The organism is Robertmurraya beringensis (assembly GCF_042433785.1).
Taxonomy (GTDB): Bacteria; Bacillota; Bacilli; order Bacillales; family Cytobacillaceae; genus Robertmurraya_A; species Robertmurraya_A beringensis.
This window is the reverse complement of record NZ_JBHLUU010000127.1, coordinates 93,433-109,360: the sequence shown is the minus strand read 5'-3', so window position 1 is coordinate 109,360 and position 15,928 is coordinate 93,433. Positions and strand designations below refer to the sequence as shown.

The following is a 15,928-nucleotide window of genomic DNA, read 5'->3' as shown; positions in this document are numbered from 1 at the left end:
AAAAAAACAAAGGAGGAGCTTATGCCAATCGTTTCCGAGGAGTACAAAGAGGAGAAAAAAGAACAAATTTTAGACAGTGCGTTTGAGTGCTTTGCGAAAAAAGGCTTTCAAACGGCGACAATGGATGATATTGTGGCCCATTGTGGTATGAGCAAAGGAGCTATCTACAATTACTTTTCAAGTAAGGAGGAAATCTATTTAGACCTCCTAACACGTGCAACAGATAAAAACTTTGCTCAATACCATAAACACTTTGCCAAACATCGAACAGCAAGCAGTAAAATGGATTATCTATTTAACGCTTATTTGTCGGCAAACCCCATTGATCGCAATCGGTTAGAATATATTGTTGTTTTCTACGAATTTAATCTTCACAGTACAAGGGATCCTGATCTTCTTCAACAGTTACATGAAAGAAAAAGAAAATTAGTTACCTTAGTAAATGACATCATTCAAGAAGGACAACAGCTGGGTGAATTCAAATCAAATATTCCATCCCAACTTTATGCTGAAAGATTTTGGACGATCATCGATGGAGTCAATCTTCATGCGGTATATGATGATTTTCCTTATTATGATGTGTTAAGAGAATTAAAAGAGATGTATTTAGATGAATTAAAGTCGGAATAAGGGAGGGTACTATGCCAATCGTATCTGAAGAACATAAGAGACAAAGAAGAAATCATATTTTATTGAGTGCACAGCATTGTTTTGCGAAAAAGGGCTATCATATCACGTCAATGGATCAGCTTGTTCAACACTCAGGCCTTTCAAGAGGAGCGATTTACAACTATTTTAAAAGCAAAGAAGAAATATACCTAGAGCTTATGAAGGGGATTGTCACTCGAGAAATTGATCCGATCGAATCACATATTAAGACCCTTCCTTCAAATCTTGAAAAAATAGCCTATTTGTTTGATCATTATTATCAGCTAGAGCCTATGTGTGAAGAGCAAAAGGAAGCATTTTTTGTACAGCTTGATTTTCAATTGTCCGCTTCTAGAAATCCTGACATGATGACCACCTTAGATGAATTACATAAAAATATGAAATTCGAATTAGTGAAAAGAATTTTACAAGAAGGGAAAGAGTCGGGAGAGCTAAAGTTAAATATCCATGTTGATATATATACACATATGTTTTGGTCATTTATTGATGCGGCAAATATGCAACGAATTCTATTTCCTGAGCTTCCATACCAATCAATCTTAATGGACCAGAAGCAGTCTTTCCTAAAAAAGATCACTAAATAGACTTGTTGGTATCTTAAATAACCACTCTATAAGATTGCGCGTTTTTTCTCGAAAATTGACCGTTTAATTACACTTGATAATATTCAGAATGTTCCATATAATGAAAATAAACCGATTAGTCGGTTAAAAATCATTAAAGGGGTGTTCGGCTATGACTCAATCGGTTCTTCATACGGCTCTTGAAAGATTCCAAGCATTGGACGAAAAAATTTCACACTTAGAAAGTATCTCTGGTCTCCTTTCATGGGATCAAAAAGTGATCGCACCTAAAAAGGGCAGAGCCCAGTTCTCAAAAGCATACGGGTCACTGCAAACGGAAATATTCGATCTTATGATCTCACAGGAAATGGGAGAGCTTTTAGATCAGTTGTCAGAAAGCAATGAGAATTTTGATACCATAACGAAAGCAAAAATCCGTTTGCGAAAACACTTTTACAACCGTTCTAAGAGTATTCCTTCTGATCTATATAAGGAATATTCCGTCTTGTGCAGCGATGCTAATGATGCATGGGAAGAGGCACGAGAAAAAAATAACTACAGACTGTTTCTCCCTTATTTAGAAAAAATCGTTGAAATTAAGAAGAAATTCGTTGAATATTACGGGTACGAGAAGCATCCGTATGACGCATTACTTGACGAATTTGAGCCGGGCTTAACGGTAGAAGCACTTGATCCACTATTTGCTAGCTTAAGAGAAAAGAGCATAGCACTGTTAAATAAAATTAAAGCTGCCTCACATAAGACACCTGTTGAAATCGTGAAACAGCCATTTGCCATAGAGAAGCAAAAAGAGTTTAACCGTTACATGCTTCCACAACTAGGCTTTGATCTAGACGCTGGAAGACTCGATGAAACGGTGCATCCATTCGCCCAAACAGTAAACACTGGAGATGTTCGAATTACGACTCGCTATCTAGAAGACAATGTACTCTCTGCCTTGTTCGGTACGATCCACGAGGCGGGTCATGGGATTTACGAGCAACAAATTAGCTCTAGCTTTGAGGGAACGGTCTTATGCTCGGGTACTTCATTTGGGATTCATGAATCACAATCTCGCTTTTTAGAAAATATGGTGGGACGAAGCGAAGCCTTTTGGCAGTACTTTTTGCCAAAGCTAAAGGAATTTTTCCCTACTCAGCTTCATAACGTTGAATTACAAGAATTTTACGAGGCAATCAATACCGTTCATCCTTCATTTATTCGTGTGGAAGCAGATGAACTTACGTATAATCTTCACATTATGCTTCGGTATGAAATTGAGAAGGAATTATTTGAAGGAAAACTAGAGGTAAGTGAACTCCCAACTGTTTGGAATAAGAAAATGGAAGAGTTTCTAGGAATTGTCCCTCCAACAGATACGCTAGGTGTTCTTCAGGATGTTCACTGGTCATTCGGTGGATTCGGTTACTTCCCGTCGTATTCGTTAGGAAATCTGTATGCCGCACAGCTTTTAAAAACGATGAAAAAAGAACTTCCGGAATTTGACCAATACTTAGAAAATGGTCATTTACAGCCAATCATGAGTTGGTTAAAGGAAAAGATTCATCAACACGGAAGCTTGTATACTCCAAATGAGTTGATTGTTTCTGTGACAGGCGAGCAACTAAATGCCGCTTATTTAGTCGAATATCTTGAAGAAAAATATAGTGGAGTGTATCAGCTGTAAATAATAGAAGGGTGTGCCAAAGTGTTTACAACTTTCTGGCATACCCTCTTTTAAGGAGAGATACCAATGCTTAAAATCAAAAGATTAAAAGATTGTGCGATATCAGAAGCAGTAGAGGCATGGAATATTGGCTTTAAGGGATATTTCTTTGATATGACGATGACCACCGAAAAGTTTATGGCTAGAATGGCTTCCGAGGGACTATCTGATGAAATATCCGTTGTTGCCTACTGGAATGATAAACCAGTCGGATTAATTGTAAATGGAATCCGCGAGTTTCAAGGGGAATTAATCGGCTGGAATGGAGGAACAGCAGTCGACAAGGATTATCGAGGCAAAGGCATCGGTAGAAGAATGCTAGAAGCCACATTAGATATTCTTGAAGAAAAAAACGTGAAAGTGTCGACGCTAGAGGCTATTAGCGATAATAAGGGAGCCATAGCTCTCTATCAATCTCTTGGGTACGACATTATTGACCACCTCGAATGCTTAGAAAAAAAAGAAGGTCAAATTCCAGTCGTCTCATCAAACATTTTTCTAATGAAGAGAGTTTCACTTGAAGAAGTCAGCAATCTATCGTTCTATCAAGGAAAAAACCCTTGGCAAACTCACTGGCAAAGCGTCATGGATGGGGAAGCATTGATTGCTGAAGATGCCTTTGGAAATGCCATTGGTTATGCCTACTTCCGTAAGATTTTATCAGAGGAAGGAATGCATACCAGTACCACCTTGTATCAATGTGAAGCAGATCGAAGTAGAAACGATCAAAAAGAAATCATTCAGGCTCTGTTAGCAGAAGCTTTACATACTACCAGTGACCAGATTCGTCATTATGTACCTAACCTACCGAAATTAAGCAGTTCCACTACTCATGGAGTATTACAAGAGATGGGATTTGAACCCATTGTTCATCTTGTTTATATGAAACAAATCTTAATCTAACTATCCGCGACCTTACTCTGCGAAATGAGTAAGGTTTTTTTATGATCATTAATGAATTGTTCCTCCCTTTTCCTACATTTCGTAAAGGATCGTTAATAGTTTTGACATATCTCCTCGATATGATATTAACAAGCCCAGGATATAGCAGCCTCAGCCAGAAGAGAACCCTTGGAATTCCCCCTCCAATGAATAACTCATAAAAAGAGGCTGCGAATCCGGTTAATAGGGAGAGGAGGTGTAGTTGATTGAAAAAGTTAAAGTGGCTGCTTTTCTTCCTTTTACTTGCAGTTGCTTTTAGTTTAGGAGTCTATGCAGCTCCCTATCTAAACGGAACAACACAATGGGTACAATCTTTGCCAGATGTAAGTAACTGGAATGTAAATTATAATCCACTACCGTTTTTAATGGCACTTAGTATGTCAACGATACTTACAATCATTAAAATGGTTACTGCGTTCATCGGTTGGCTCCTTTGGAGTAAAACGAAAAAACTGAATTTAGTAAAGCTATCAGGTTTACTATTGTTCGCTTTTTCCATCATTTCCTTATTACCCATGTTATTTGCAGTGGCGATTATTGGATTAGCTTTAATTTTAGTAACAAAAAGTAGAAAAAGAACCATAATGGAATGAATCTGAGGAGGAACGATCAAATGGGATTATTTAAACGTTTAAAAACAATTGCAACAGCAGACTTACATGATGTACTCGATAGAATGGAAGATCCAATTGTGATGCTTAAGCAGCATCTACGTGAAATGGAACAGGATATTGATAAAGGGGAACAAGCTTTAGCCAAACAAGTATTTTTCGAGAAGAAACAGGAAGCTCAATTAAATGAAACAAGAGCATTAATTGAAAAAAGAGTGGGACAAGCAGAAATAGCTGTTAAAAAGGGTGACGAAGAAACAGCGAAACAATTAATCTTAGATAAAATTGAACTTGAAAAGAAGCAACAAGTATATGCTTCACAGCTTGAGGCTCTTTCGCAACAAACGAAGAAACTGTTTCACCAAATGGAAGATTATAAGAATAAATATAAGGAATTAAAAAATAAGCAACAGCTTCTAATTTCAAGAGCTCATGTGGCAAAAGTGACTGAATCTATTGAACAATCATTTGCGACTTTTACTCCTGGCAGTGCCGTGAAGGGATTTGAACGTGCTGAGGAGAAAATCCTTGCTCTTGAAGCAAAATCAAAGGCTAGAGAACTGTTTCAACCGTCCGTTGACTTAAATAAAGTATATGATTATGAGCTTGAAGAACAGGTCCAAAAAGAATTAGAGAAGATTAAGAACAACTAATACGAACACTTTGATCACTCCTTAACAAAAAGTATTCCAAAAAAATAAATTATTTAATTATTGAATTTTCAGAAAACAAATGTTATTATAGAAAAAAGGTTAAGGAGTGATTTCCAATGGAAAAGTATTTGCTAAATTCACCACAACAACCAACTGAAGAACAATTGTCGTCAGCCGCAGATATGGTCATCCGTCAAGCACTACTTGATTATCGAAAAGATAAGTTAAGACAGGAAATTGATGATTCCTTAGCCACGAGAAATAAAGATGAGTTTTTCCGACTAACAGACGAATTAAAAAATTTAATGTAAGCAAAAATTAATCGACGACCACACAATTGTGTGGTTTTTGTTTTTTATAGGCTCTTTTCTAAAACATTAGAAAAGAGCTACTCTCCAAATAGACCAATATACCCAGCGTTATTCGGGGAAAAATCAGGCATTTGGGATTTTTCCTGAACAACGATCTTTACGAGAACAGCCTTTTTATACGATTTTCGATTTGTATTGGCGTATAATGGATATAAATAGAAAATATTACATACTTAAGGAGTTGTCTTCGCCTATGACTACCTATACGTCTCGAGAGCAAGTACCAACTCAAGAAAAATGGAATTTAGATGATATTTATTCCGATTTAGCATTATGGGAGAACGATTATAAGCAAGTCGAAGAAATGACGAGTGATTTAAAAGCTTTTGATGGCAAGATCCAAGATGGAGCCAGCCTTTTTCAATTTTTAAAGAAAAAGGAAGAGCTCTCCTACAAATTCAATCATTTATACGCATACAGTATGCTGAAGGTGGATGAGGACACGCGTGTCACTGAGTCTCAAAGCTATCTTGAACGAATGAAGAGCTTAGGTATTAAAGTAAGTTCCTCTACGTCATTTTTTATGCCATATCTATTGAGTTTGGAAGAAAAGGAGTTAAAAGCCTTTATTTCGGAAGAAAAGGGCTTGAGTTACTTTGAAGAGGATTTATATGAATCATTTCGTTACAAGCCTCATGTTCTATCGAAGGAAAAAGAAGAGCTCATTTCCCAGCTTGGGGAGGCTTTTTCTGCGCCAAGTACCATCTATGGAATGATAAACAATGCGGATATAAAGTTTGGAGAAGTGACACAGGAAGACGGCACAAAGGTCGAACTCACTCGTGGATTATATTCAAAATTGATTGAAGATGAGAACCGTGAGAAAAGAAAAGAAGCATATAAAGCTTACTATGAACCTTATATTCAGCTAAAAAACACAATAGCTTCCACTTTATCCAATTCAATAAAAAACAATGTGACGATGTCGAAGCTTCGTAATTATCCTTCTGCACTTGAAAAATCATTGTTTGGAGATAATGTTCCAAAAGAAGTATACGATAATTTAATTATGTCAACAAAACAACATATTGCACCGATGCATCGTTATAATCAAATGCGGAGGGAAAAGTTAAACCTCGATGAACTTCGAGCCTATGACATGAGCGTTCCAATCGTAAGTGGTGTGAAAATGGACATCACTTACGAAGAGGCGTATGAAACGATGCTAAAAGCACTTGCTCCACTTGGAAGTGATTATATTGAAACATTAAAATTATTCAAGGATTCCCGATATATTGACGTTCGGGAGACAAAAGGGAAGCGGTCTGGTGCTTATAATCTTGGAATTTATGGGGTCCACCCGTATATTTTATTAAACCATCAAGATGATTTGGATAGCATGTTTACACTCGTCCATGAATGCGGGCATGGTGTTCATAGTAAATTAAGTGCAGAGCATCAACCGCAAATTTCAGCAAGATACAGTATTTTCGTAGCCGAAGTAGCTTCCACTGTAAACGAAGTACTTTTAATCAATTATTTACTGGAACACGAAACAAAGCCTGATATTCGTAAGCATTTGTTAAATCACTTTATTGATCAATTTAAAGGTACATTTTTCACACAGGTCATGTTTGCAGAATTTGAGAAAAAGACACATGAAATGGCGGAACAGGGAACTCCATTAACCGTTGATGTTTTTAACTCCACCTATGAACAACTATTCCGAGAATACAACGGAGAAGAGCTTATTTTTGACGAGGAAGTAAAATATGGCTGGTCACGAATTCCTCATTTTTATCGTCCGTTTTACGTATACAAATATGCGACTGGCTACGCATCCGCCATCCATATTGCCTCGAACCTTTTGTCTGGCGATGAAAAGATCCTTGAGTCGTATTTGCAATTTTTACAAAGCGGTAGCTCTGATTATCCACTTGAGCTTCTAAAGAAAACGGGTGTGGATCTTACAAATAGTGAACCAATCGAATCAGCGATGAAAAAGTTTTCTGAGCTTGTTGACGAATTTGCTAGCTTATAGTTTATCTAAAAGGACGAACCAAGTCGGTTCGTCCTTGAATATTTATTCAATATTATCAATGGTTAACTTTTTCACTGGGAGGAAGTCCTCGCCCGAATCCAAATACGTGATAGATACTTTGTCTCCACGCTCTAAGTATATCGCTAGAGGATTATTTTCTGATGAAACCGTATAATTCTGTTGATTGTTAAGAAAGAAAGATACAACCGTATAATCTCCGATTCGCTCCTTGTAAACTCGAAGGACTTCGCCGCTCGTTTCCACTTCCTCAGCCTTTGAGCTTCCATCTAGTGTACTACCTTCCCGCTGTAGGGCGACCTTGTATTTTTTTAACGCTTCGTTAGGCGTTTCTGCATAGGATGATATTTCAGGGTTTGCTGCCGAAACGATAAAATAATTTTGAAAGAAACCATTGGAATCAAGAACGGGAGTGAGCCAGCTTGCTTCTCCATAGAAATTGTAAAGAACAGGCATTTCTCCATCCCATTTTTTCTCGATGAATTTTTTATCGATTATTTCAAGTGCTCCTCGAGAATCCATATATGATTCTTCTAAATTTCCTGTATAAAAGGTTGCTTTGCCGGTACGAGCATTTGTTAAGGAGTATCCCAGCATTGAATCTACTCCTTCTTTCGGACTCGTAAAATCAGTAAAGTAATACATCACACCATTCTCATCAAAAATGGGGCTTACATTGGCCTCTGTGCCTTCATCGGAAGGCAACTTCACATCTGATTTTCCAAACAAGCTATTCCAAAACCCATGTACAAAATTGCCGTAATAACTATTTTGTAAACTCACCGCTTCAGGTGAGACAGACCCATCAAGAAACTCTGGTGCGGATTCTAGATCAAAGGCTTCTGTTTTTCCAGAGGAGGGATCGACAAGTACAATTCCTTCCGCTTTAAAACCGTTTCGTGCCGAAACAAAACTACCGTATGTTCGAATATAATAAGGCTTACCTTTATCATCAATTTCAAGCTGCACATCACCGTAGAAAATATTTTTTGGATAGTTAAGACGAATATGACGTTCTAGATTCTTCTGAAAATAGGAAGATGGAGTGTACTTCATGCCTGATTGTACAAATTTAGGATTCGCCGAGGAATCTGTTGCACTTAATGTAAAATAACCAGGTGTTTCCTCGCCCTTAAACCACTTGAAAAAGCCTGAGAACTCAACAGGAGCAATGTAGACAAATTGTCCATTTACTTTCTGTATTTGTAAATTTCCGAGTTCATAGTAACTTGTATTGGGAACCTGTCCAAAAGCCTTTCTCATTTTATTCCTAGCAAATTGGGGCGGAACACTAGCTGGAGTCACACTTTCATCAAAGGCCGGGATCTCTACCTTTTCGTCCATTTTGGAAAGCTCATACTTCTCATCGGCATTGAAAACAAAGACAGATAAAAAATAAATTCCAATACCAAGTGCTCCGAGAGAGATAATTCCTTTCAACTTTCGCTCCATTCCTTTCGAAGCGATCGTTCCTCCAATTGATGCCAAAAGGATTAAAGTCCAAAGAGTACTGAAGTTTTGATCCAGTTTTGTGAGATAAAAGAATCCGAACACCATCAAAACAAGAATCGTTGTAAATGCCAACGCAATACCTGTTACTTTCGTTTCTTTTGTCATTTTAGAAAAAGGGATAAGTAGAATGCTCGAAATAATTCCTGCAAGCAGTGCAAATATAAGAATGTTCCCCATTGGCCAACTCCTTTCGGTGATTATGTATGTTTTACGGGTGTGAAAGGTTTTTTTGTTTCAAGTTTTTAAAAATTGTAATAGGCTTGTAATATTTTTACCAAAATCTGAAACTTTTTATCTTCGAAATCGTCTAATAGTTATGGAGTTATTTTTAGGGGGGAGTCATTTGAAAAAGAAAGTATTGACCGTTATTTCGCTGCTCTTCGTTGTAATTGTTGTTAGTTTTTCACGTTTTTTAGGTGTTGGTGCAAATGTTACAGGCGATCAGGAATCATCACCAAATGTAAGCCATGATGTTCCAAAAAGAGCAGAGGTCTCCCTAGGAAAAACAATGGATAACGAGTCGGCTTTTTTAGTTGCTTCCGAAGAAGAAGAGGTGATCGAAGTAGTTGCGGTTGTTTCAGAACCAGCTGCAGAAACCACGGAGGTCGTGAGCAAAGGGGAAGAAACACAGGTTCCGGATTCAGTCGAGTTGTTTGGATCAACATATGAGAAAATTACAGATGAAAAGTTTTCTGTTTATATAAATGTAGCGAGTGAATTAGGGGCAGGTTTTTATGCCATCCCAAATAGTGATGTTTTTGCCATGGTAAAGAATGGGGAAGTTGTATTTCAGATGTCTACAGGACTTAAAGCAGTTCCTAAGGCAAATGTAGAATTACTAGTAAGCATTTTTGAAAAAACAGGAGAGTTTAACCTAGTGGGACCTATTGCCGACGATATACGAAAAGCGGCATCCACGGGGGAAACGATTAGTGTGGAAGGTGAGAACTACACCGGATATAGTGTATTTGTTCAGGACGAATGGATTCTCGTATCGTTCTAATATCATAAAAGGGCCGCCTAAATGGGTGGCTTTTTTCATTGGAAAAGGATTTTGCCTCCGCATATCAAGCAGCCTATCCATATCTCATCCAGGGGGGAGTGGATGGGAATAAAATCTTGTTATTCCATTCCTTATATACCCTCACATATTTAAAATAAAACCAAAAAGAAAAATCAATGCAGCACTGTCCACCCCAGACGGACAAAAGCGGCAATTCTGTCCACGAGCGGTGTCAGACACCCTAAAAAGACACTTATCCTACATTTGTCCACGAAGGGTGTCTGACACCCTTTTTTGTCACCCTTTTTTGATTGTTTGTTTGACCATTTGGTGGCCGAGTACGGCAATTCCGGCTGCGATGATCGCGTTAATTACTCCTGTGTAGGAAAAACCCCAAGCAATGACTCCGAATACAAGGGAAAACCCTAATAAGACCCAAATAATTGACCAGTTCGGTACGCTAGGTGTACGTTTAAGTGCAAATCCAAGAACCCAGAGAGCTGGTACTAGCATATAGTAATTTTCATTTAAAAATGATGCTAAGTCCATTATTCTCACCTCCTAATCATGCTACTAACATGATATGAAGGCTTGTCGGTGTTGGTTTGCATTCATGTCCTCCATATGAAAAATTATTATTTCAAAACCTGTCCAAATCACTACATAAAATATATATAGAGAGTAGAAGGATACTAGAGATAAAAAACACCCATACCTTCATATTTAATAAGAAAGGAGCTGAGGCTAGTGGAACAGCTTATTGCGTTCATTAGTGATGTCGGATTTCCGATTGTAGTAACTTTATATTTGCTTCATCGGGTAGAAGCAAAATTAGACGCAGTCGTCCAATCCATCCAAAGTCTACCTGACCGAATTCGCGAAATCACTTAATGTTAATTTTCCTAACTTTCTAAATTTTATAGACAATATAGGTCAAAATTTATTGACAGAAATAGGCGATGATGCTAAATTTAGGGTAACCGTTCTGCACCGTGTTAGAGTTTTTGTACGACTTTGTTCCACGTTTGGATGCGTAATGTTTACAAATGCTATACGTTGTAAATGGTAATTTAAGGCATGGCTTTCAACAGCCAGTAGGGGGATTTTGAGATGAAAAACGGAAAAGTAAAATGGTTCAATGCTGAAAAAGGTTTCGGTTTTATCGAAGCTGAAGACGGTAACGACGTATTCGTTCATTACTCTGCCATCCAAGCTGAAGGCTTCAAAACACTTGAAGAAGGTCAAGAAGTATCATTTGAAGTAGTAGAAGGTGCACGAGGACCTCAAGCTGCTAACGTAACAAAAAAATAATTCCTATAACCTTTCAAGCAGTTTTAACCACTTGCGGTTAAACTGCTTTTTTATTTGCTGAAAATATGAACTTACAAAAATATGTAAAGAAAAACGAATGCACGTTCTGTTATAATAGAAAAATACACTAAACAAACGAGGTGGAAGGTTTGAAATTTATTCATACAGCGGACTGGCATTTAGGAAAGCTCGTCCACGGTATATATATGACGGACGACCAGAAAGAAGTATTAAACCAATTTATCCAAGTGGTTGCTGAGGAGCAGCCCGATGCGGTTGTCATTGCAGGAGACCTATACGATCGTTCTGTTCCACCAACTGAAGCGGTTGAACTGCTCGACCAAGTATTGTTCGAAATGAATGTAGGTCTAAATATTCCCATCGTGGCCATCGCCGGGAATCATGATAGTGCCGAACGTTTATCCTTTGGAACCTCCTGGTATCGAAATAGTCAATTATACTTAACAGGGAAACCTGAAGCAAACTTTCAACCTGTACAAATAAATGGGGTGAACTTTTACTGTGTCCCCTATTCAGAACCTGGAATTATTCGCCAATTATTAAATGAGGAAAGCATTCATAGTCATCAGGAAGCAATGAAGAGGATCATTGGAAAAATAGAAGAGCAGTTAGACCCGAACACACCAAATGTATTCGTCGGACATGCCTTCGTCTTAGGAGGAGAGTCATCGGATTCTGAACGGTCCTTATCTGTAGGAGGATCCGGTTGTGTCTCACAGGATTTATTTACTCCTTTCCATTATACAGCCTTAGGTCATTTGCACAGTCCTGATGCTATTAAACATGATAAAATCTTCTATTCTGGATCTCTATTAAAATATTCCTTCTCAGAAGCGAAGCAGAAGAAATCCATTCAGATCGTAGAGATGGATGAAAAAGGTGATTTTACCATTCGTTACCGTTCCTTAACACCCAAACAGGACATGCGTGAACTCGTTGGATACTTAGATGAACTTTTGGATACGAGCTTTTACGAAAAACAAAAGGTCGATGATTATTTGAGTATTACGTTACTAGACGAAGGGGCATTACTTGATCCGATCGGAAAGCTTCGTCATGTCTATCCAAATGTCCTTCATTTAGAAAGACAGACCGTGTTAAAGGATATGAAGGAAAAGAAATTACTCAATGTGATCGGTCAGGAAAGGAAATCGGAACTTGATCTATTTGAACAGTTTTATAAAGAAATGACTTCAGAAGAATTCTCGCCTGAAAAGAAAAGGATTATGACAGGGGTCATCGAGAGTGTCTTAAAGGAGGAACTATAAAATGAGACCTTTGAAGCTAACCATGCAGGCATTTGGCCCATACTCTCGTACAGAGGTGATTGACTTTTCCGAGCTTGGAAACAGAACGATGTTTGTCATCTCTGGGAAAACAGGGGCAGGAAAAACAACCATTTTTGACGGAATTAGCTATGCCATCTATGGAAAAGCGAGTGGGGAAGATCGAAATGGTCCAGAGCTTCGTAGCCAATTTGCCGACAACGATACATTAACAGAGGTATCATTGGAATTTCTTCTTCGAGGCAAAACGTATGAGATTAGTCGTTCTCCTCAACAAGAAAAGAAAAAGGCACGGGGTGATGGGGTTACCTCAATTGGCGCAAAAGCTGAGCTGTATGTATACGATGAGGATGGAACGAAGCAAATCGTCGCATCTAATGTTCGTGATGTGGATGAAAAAATAAAACAAATCATGCTGATTGACAGCAATCAATTCCGCCAAATTATTATGATCCCACAAGGGGAATTTAGAAAGTTATTAACCTCTGATAGCAAAGAAAAAGAAGCCATCCTGCAACGCTTATTCCATACTCAGCTGTATAAGAAAATTGAGGAAAAGCTAAAAGAAGAAGCCGCTTCTTTAAAAGCAGCTGTAGAAAAACAGCTTGCAGACCGTAACCTTGCGATTCGAAAAATACACGCCTTGTTTACAGAGGATTTAAAAGAGTATATGGAAGCGGGCAGTACAAATGATCTTGTTATTGTACCGGCATTAATAGAAGAAATTCAAGCAATGACAGAGCAAATCTCGTTATTTGAAAAAGAAATATCGGAAAAAAATCAACAGCGTCAAGTAGAGCAAAAAAAGCTTTATGAGGCAGAAATCGTTATAAAACAGTTCGAAGCAAAGGAAAATGCCCTTCAGAACAAGCTGCGCCTTGAAAGCCAAAAGGAAATGTTTGAGAAAAAAAGGCATGACGTAGAATTAGGAAAAAAAGCGATATTCTTGCTACAGCAAGAGCAACTATGTTCTAGGTTAAAAAAAGAACTAACCGCTTACGAAACTCAAGCGAATGACTTGGAAGAAAAGCAAAAGGCATTGTTGGTTCAAGGGCAAAAACTTGAAGAAGCATGGCAAGCCGAAAAGGAAAAAGAACCTCAAAGAAGAGCATTAGAGGAAGGAATACACAAACTGAGATCCTTAAAGGACGATGTACACTCTTATGCGAAACTTGAAGCTGAAATCCGCGACCTTCAACTACAATGTAAAAAACTGGAAGAGGACAAGACAGTAGCGGAAAAAAAGGGAACAGAAATTGAACATCGTCTTAAATTATACGCCCAGAAAAAAGAAGAAATAGATGCAAGCAAACTTGTTTTTCTAGAAAACAAAAACCTCCTTGAAGAGTTAAAGCGTGAAGCAGATCTAATTTCTTCGCTAGAAAAACAGAGGGAAAACCTGTTAACTTTAGAAGAGAAATACAATCGAAAACAAGCGGAGTTTGAGCGAACAATTGCACGCTACTTGGATTCCAAATCTCTCGTGGAAGAACTAGAAAACAGCTGGATGCATGGACAAGCTTCTATACTAGCCAGTAAGCTTCAAAACGGTGCTCCTTGTCCAGTTTGCGGGTCAGAACACCATCCAAAACCGACTCATCTGGAAGATAAAACCATTCCAAATGAAGCCGATTTGAAAGCTGCGAAACAACAGCTTGAAGTATTAGAGAAAGAGAGAAACGAAGGACAGTCACAAAGTTACAAGTTACAATCGAGCGTGGAAGCCTCCACACTATTAGTCTCTCAAACACTAGAGTCTTTACAAGCGAGTAAGCCTGATTTTTCAATTGAGGAACTATCTACTTTCAAAGAGACCGTTTTAAGTAAGAAAAGTGATGTCTGGGCGGAGCAACTAAAATTACAAACAGGTCTTGAACAGCTGGATACAATTGTGGAGGGCCTAAAGAAACTAGAAACAGCAAAGGCGGAATGGACACTGAAGGCCAAAGAGCTAGACGAATCCTACCAGGAAGCTAGACTCTCGTTCGTTGAAAAAAACAGCCATTTTACTAGACTTCAAGAAACAATTCCTGAAGCACTTCGTTCAGTTGATATGTTCGACCTAGAAGTAATCCGTCAGCAAAGCCAGTTACACGAACTCAACACCAAGCTTGAACAGGCACAAATAGCACTACAAAATTCTAAAGTTTCCCTTTCCACGATTGAAGGACAGCTTCAGTCAGTCCATCAGTCAAAGAAGACGAAACAGGACGAGCTTCAAGTGGAGCGAGAAGTGTTTAAGGAAAAACTAGAACAACAAGGCTTTCAAAACTATAAGCAATATGAAACAGCAAAGCGCTCCGAAGTGGAACTTCAACAAATGGAAACAGAGATTACACACTATCGTGAGTCACTTCGCTCAGCAACCGATCGCTACACAGAATTAGAAGGACAATTAAAGGATGTACCCATGCCCCATCTTCAAGAATTAACTGACCTCATTGATAAAATGACTCAGGAAATTAAAGAGATTGAAGATCAAAAGAGTGACTTAAACTTTAAAAAGCGAGAAAACGAACAGATATTAGAAACGATTTATTCCTTGAACAAAGAAATGAAGCAAATGGAAGAACAGTACAAAATAATTGGTAATCTTGCCGATATTTCAAAAGGCAACAATAATCTACGAATCACATTTGAGAGATATGTTCTCGGTTCTTTTTTAGACGACATCTTAAGAGAAGCGAATGGACGATTGCAAAAAATGACGAGTGGAAGATTCCAACTGCTTCGAAAAATGGATAAATCAAAAGGGAACACACAAAGCGGACTTGAGCTCCTCGTCATTGATTCATATACGGGTCAAGAACGTCACGTAAAAACATTATCTGGTGGAGAGAGCTTTAAAGCCTCACTTTCTTTAGCACTTGGACTAGCTGATGTTGTCCAGAATTATGCGGGTGGTGTTTCTCTAGAGACGATGTTTATTGATGAAGGCTTTGGTACGTTGGACCCAGAATCACTTGACCAAGCGATTGAGGCACTCATTGACATTCAAAGTAGCGGACGACTAGTTGGGATCATATCACACGTACCTGAGCTAAAGGAACGAATTGATGTGCGACTAGAGGTTGTTGCTAGCCAGAGTGGAAGTACTACTCACTTTCAATTTATTAATTAACCAAAACCAGGAGTAAATTACTTTACTCCTGGTTTTTAGATTATTAGAGGAATAAAATAGTAATAATTGGTATGAATGTTCAGCTTATCCAAGGTGAGCATTGGAATCATTCTATTACAATTCTATTACAATTCCATTAC

The 15,928-nt window shown here is 38.2% G+C and carries 15 protein-coding genes; 13 read left to right on the top strand and 2 right to left on the bottom strand.

Translation table 11 applies throughout. The features are described 5' to 3' along the window. The first annotated feature begins 21 nt into the window (after window positions 1-21). The 8 genes from ACFFHF_RS23410 (at window position 22) to pepF (ending at window position 7,516) form a co-directional block, all read left to right on the top strand. On the top strand, window positions 22-630 hold the full coding sequence (locus ACFFHF_RS23410; RefSeq protein WP_160546046.1) for a TetR/AcrR family transcriptional regulator: 609 nt from the start codon (window positions 22-24) through the stop codon (window positions 628-630). Between the two features lie 11 nt (window positions 631-641). Beyond that, window positions 642-1,253, top strand: coding sequence for a TetR/AcrR family transcriptional regulator (locus tag ACFFHF_RS23405; protein WP_160546045.1), 612 nt, complete (start codon window positions 642-644; stop codon window positions 1,251-1,253). Between the two features lie 151 nt (window positions 1,254-1,404). Beyond that, on the top strand, window positions 1,405-2,919 hold the full coding sequence (locus ACFFHF_RS23400) for a gluzincin family metallopeptidase (protein ID WP_160546044.1): 1,515 nt from the start codon (window positions 1,405-1,407) through the stop codon (window positions 2,917-2,919). 66 nt (window positions 2,920-2,985) lie between these two features. Further along, a complete protein-coding gene (locus ACFFHF_RS23395; RefSeq protein WP_160546043.1) occupies window positions 2,986-3,861 on the top strand; it encodes a GNAT family N-acetyltransferase in 876 nt (291 codons plus the stop codon). A 245-nt stretch (window positions 3,862-4,106) separates the two neighbouring features. Continuing rightward, window positions 4,107-4,493 (top strand): hypothetical protein, encoded by a 387-nt coding sequence (locus ACFFHF_RS23390; RefSeq protein WP_160546042.1) that lies wholly within the window; start codon window positions 4,107-4,109, stop codon window positions 4,491-4,493. Window positions 4,494-4,513: 20 nt separating this feature from the next. Beyond that, window positions 4,514-5,164, top strand: coding sequence for a PspA/IM30 family protein (locus ACFFHF_RS23385; RefSeq protein WP_160546041.1), 651 nt, complete (start codon window positions 4,514-4,516; stop codon window positions 5,162-5,164). A 116-nt stretch (window positions 5,165-5,280) separates the two neighbouring features. Continuing rightward, a complete protein-coding gene (locus tag ACFFHF_RS23380) occupies window positions 5,281-5,475 on the top strand; it encodes an IDEAL domain-containing protein (RefSeq protein ID WP_160546040.1) in 195 nt (64 codons plus the stop codon). A 253-nt stretch (window positions 5,476-5,728) separates the two neighbouring features. After that, a complete protein-coding gene (pepF, locus tag ACFFHF_RS23375) occupies window positions 5,729-7,516 on the top strand; it encodes an oligoendopeptidase F (RefSeq protein ID WP_160546039.1) in 1,788 nt (595 codons plus the stop codon). A gap of 42 nt (window positions 7,517-7,558) precedes the next feature. On the opposite strand, the gene ACFFHF_RS23370 is transcribed toward pepF, so the two are convergent. After that, window positions 7,559-9,223 (bottom strand): YrzE family protein, encoded by a 1,665-nt coding sequence (locus ACFFHF_RS23370; RefSeq protein ID WP_160546038.1) that lies wholly within the window; start codon window positions 9,221-9,223, stop codon window positions 7,559-7,561. A 166-nt stretch (window positions 9,224-9,389) separates the two neighbouring features. Between ACFFHF_RS23370 and ACFFHF_RS23365 the strand changes: the two genes are divergently transcribed. Next, on the top strand, window positions 9,390-10,049 hold the full coding sequence (locus tag ACFFHF_RS23365; RefSeq protein WP_160546037.1) for a hypothetical protein: 660 nt from the start codon (window positions 9,390-9,392) through the stop codon (window positions 10,047-10,049). A 297-nt stretch (window positions 10,050-10,346) separates the two neighbouring features. On the opposite strand, the gene ACFFHF_RS23360 is transcribed toward ACFFHF_RS23365, so the two are convergent. Next, window positions 10,347-10,598, bottom strand: coding sequence for a phage holin family protein (locus tag ACFFHF_RS23360; protein WP_119708441.1), 252 nt, complete (start codon window positions 10,596-10,598; stop codon window positions 10,347-10,349). A 198-nt stretch (window positions 10,599-10,796) separates the two neighbouring features. Between ACFFHF_RS23360 and ACFFHF_RS23355 the strand changes: the two genes are divergently transcribed. The 4 genes from ACFFHF_RS23355 (at window position 10,797) to ACFFHF_RS23340 (ending at window position 15,788) form a co-directional block, all read left to right on the top strand. Then, window positions 10,797-10,940, top strand: a complete 144-nt coding sequence (locus ACFFHF_RS23355) for a YvrJ family protein (protein ID WP_340903521.1) — start codon at window positions 10,797-10,799, stop codon at window positions 10,938-10,940. A gap of 219 nt (window positions 10,941-11,159) precedes the next feature. Beyond that, on the top strand, window positions 11,160-11,360 hold the full coding sequence (locus ACFFHF_RS23350) for a cold shock domain-containing protein (RefSeq protein ID WP_160546036.1): 201 nt from the start codon (window positions 11,160-11,162) through the stop codon (window positions 11,358-11,360). Window positions 11,361-11,509: 149 nt separating this feature from the next. Then, complete coding sequence (locus ACFFHF_RS23345) at window positions 11,510-12,649, top strand: exonuclease SbcCD subunit D (RefSeq protein WP_340903520.1); 1,140 nt, start codon at window positions 11,510-11,512, stop codon at window positions 12,647-12,649. 1 nt (window position 12,650) lies between these two features. Beyond that, window positions 12,651-15,788: an AAA family ATPase gene (locus ACFFHF_RS23340; protein WP_377059177.1), complete on the top strand. Its 3,138-nt coding sequence runs from the start codon at window positions 12,651-12,653 to the stop codon at window positions 15,786-15,788. Window positions 15,789-15,928 lie beyond the last annotated feature (140 nt).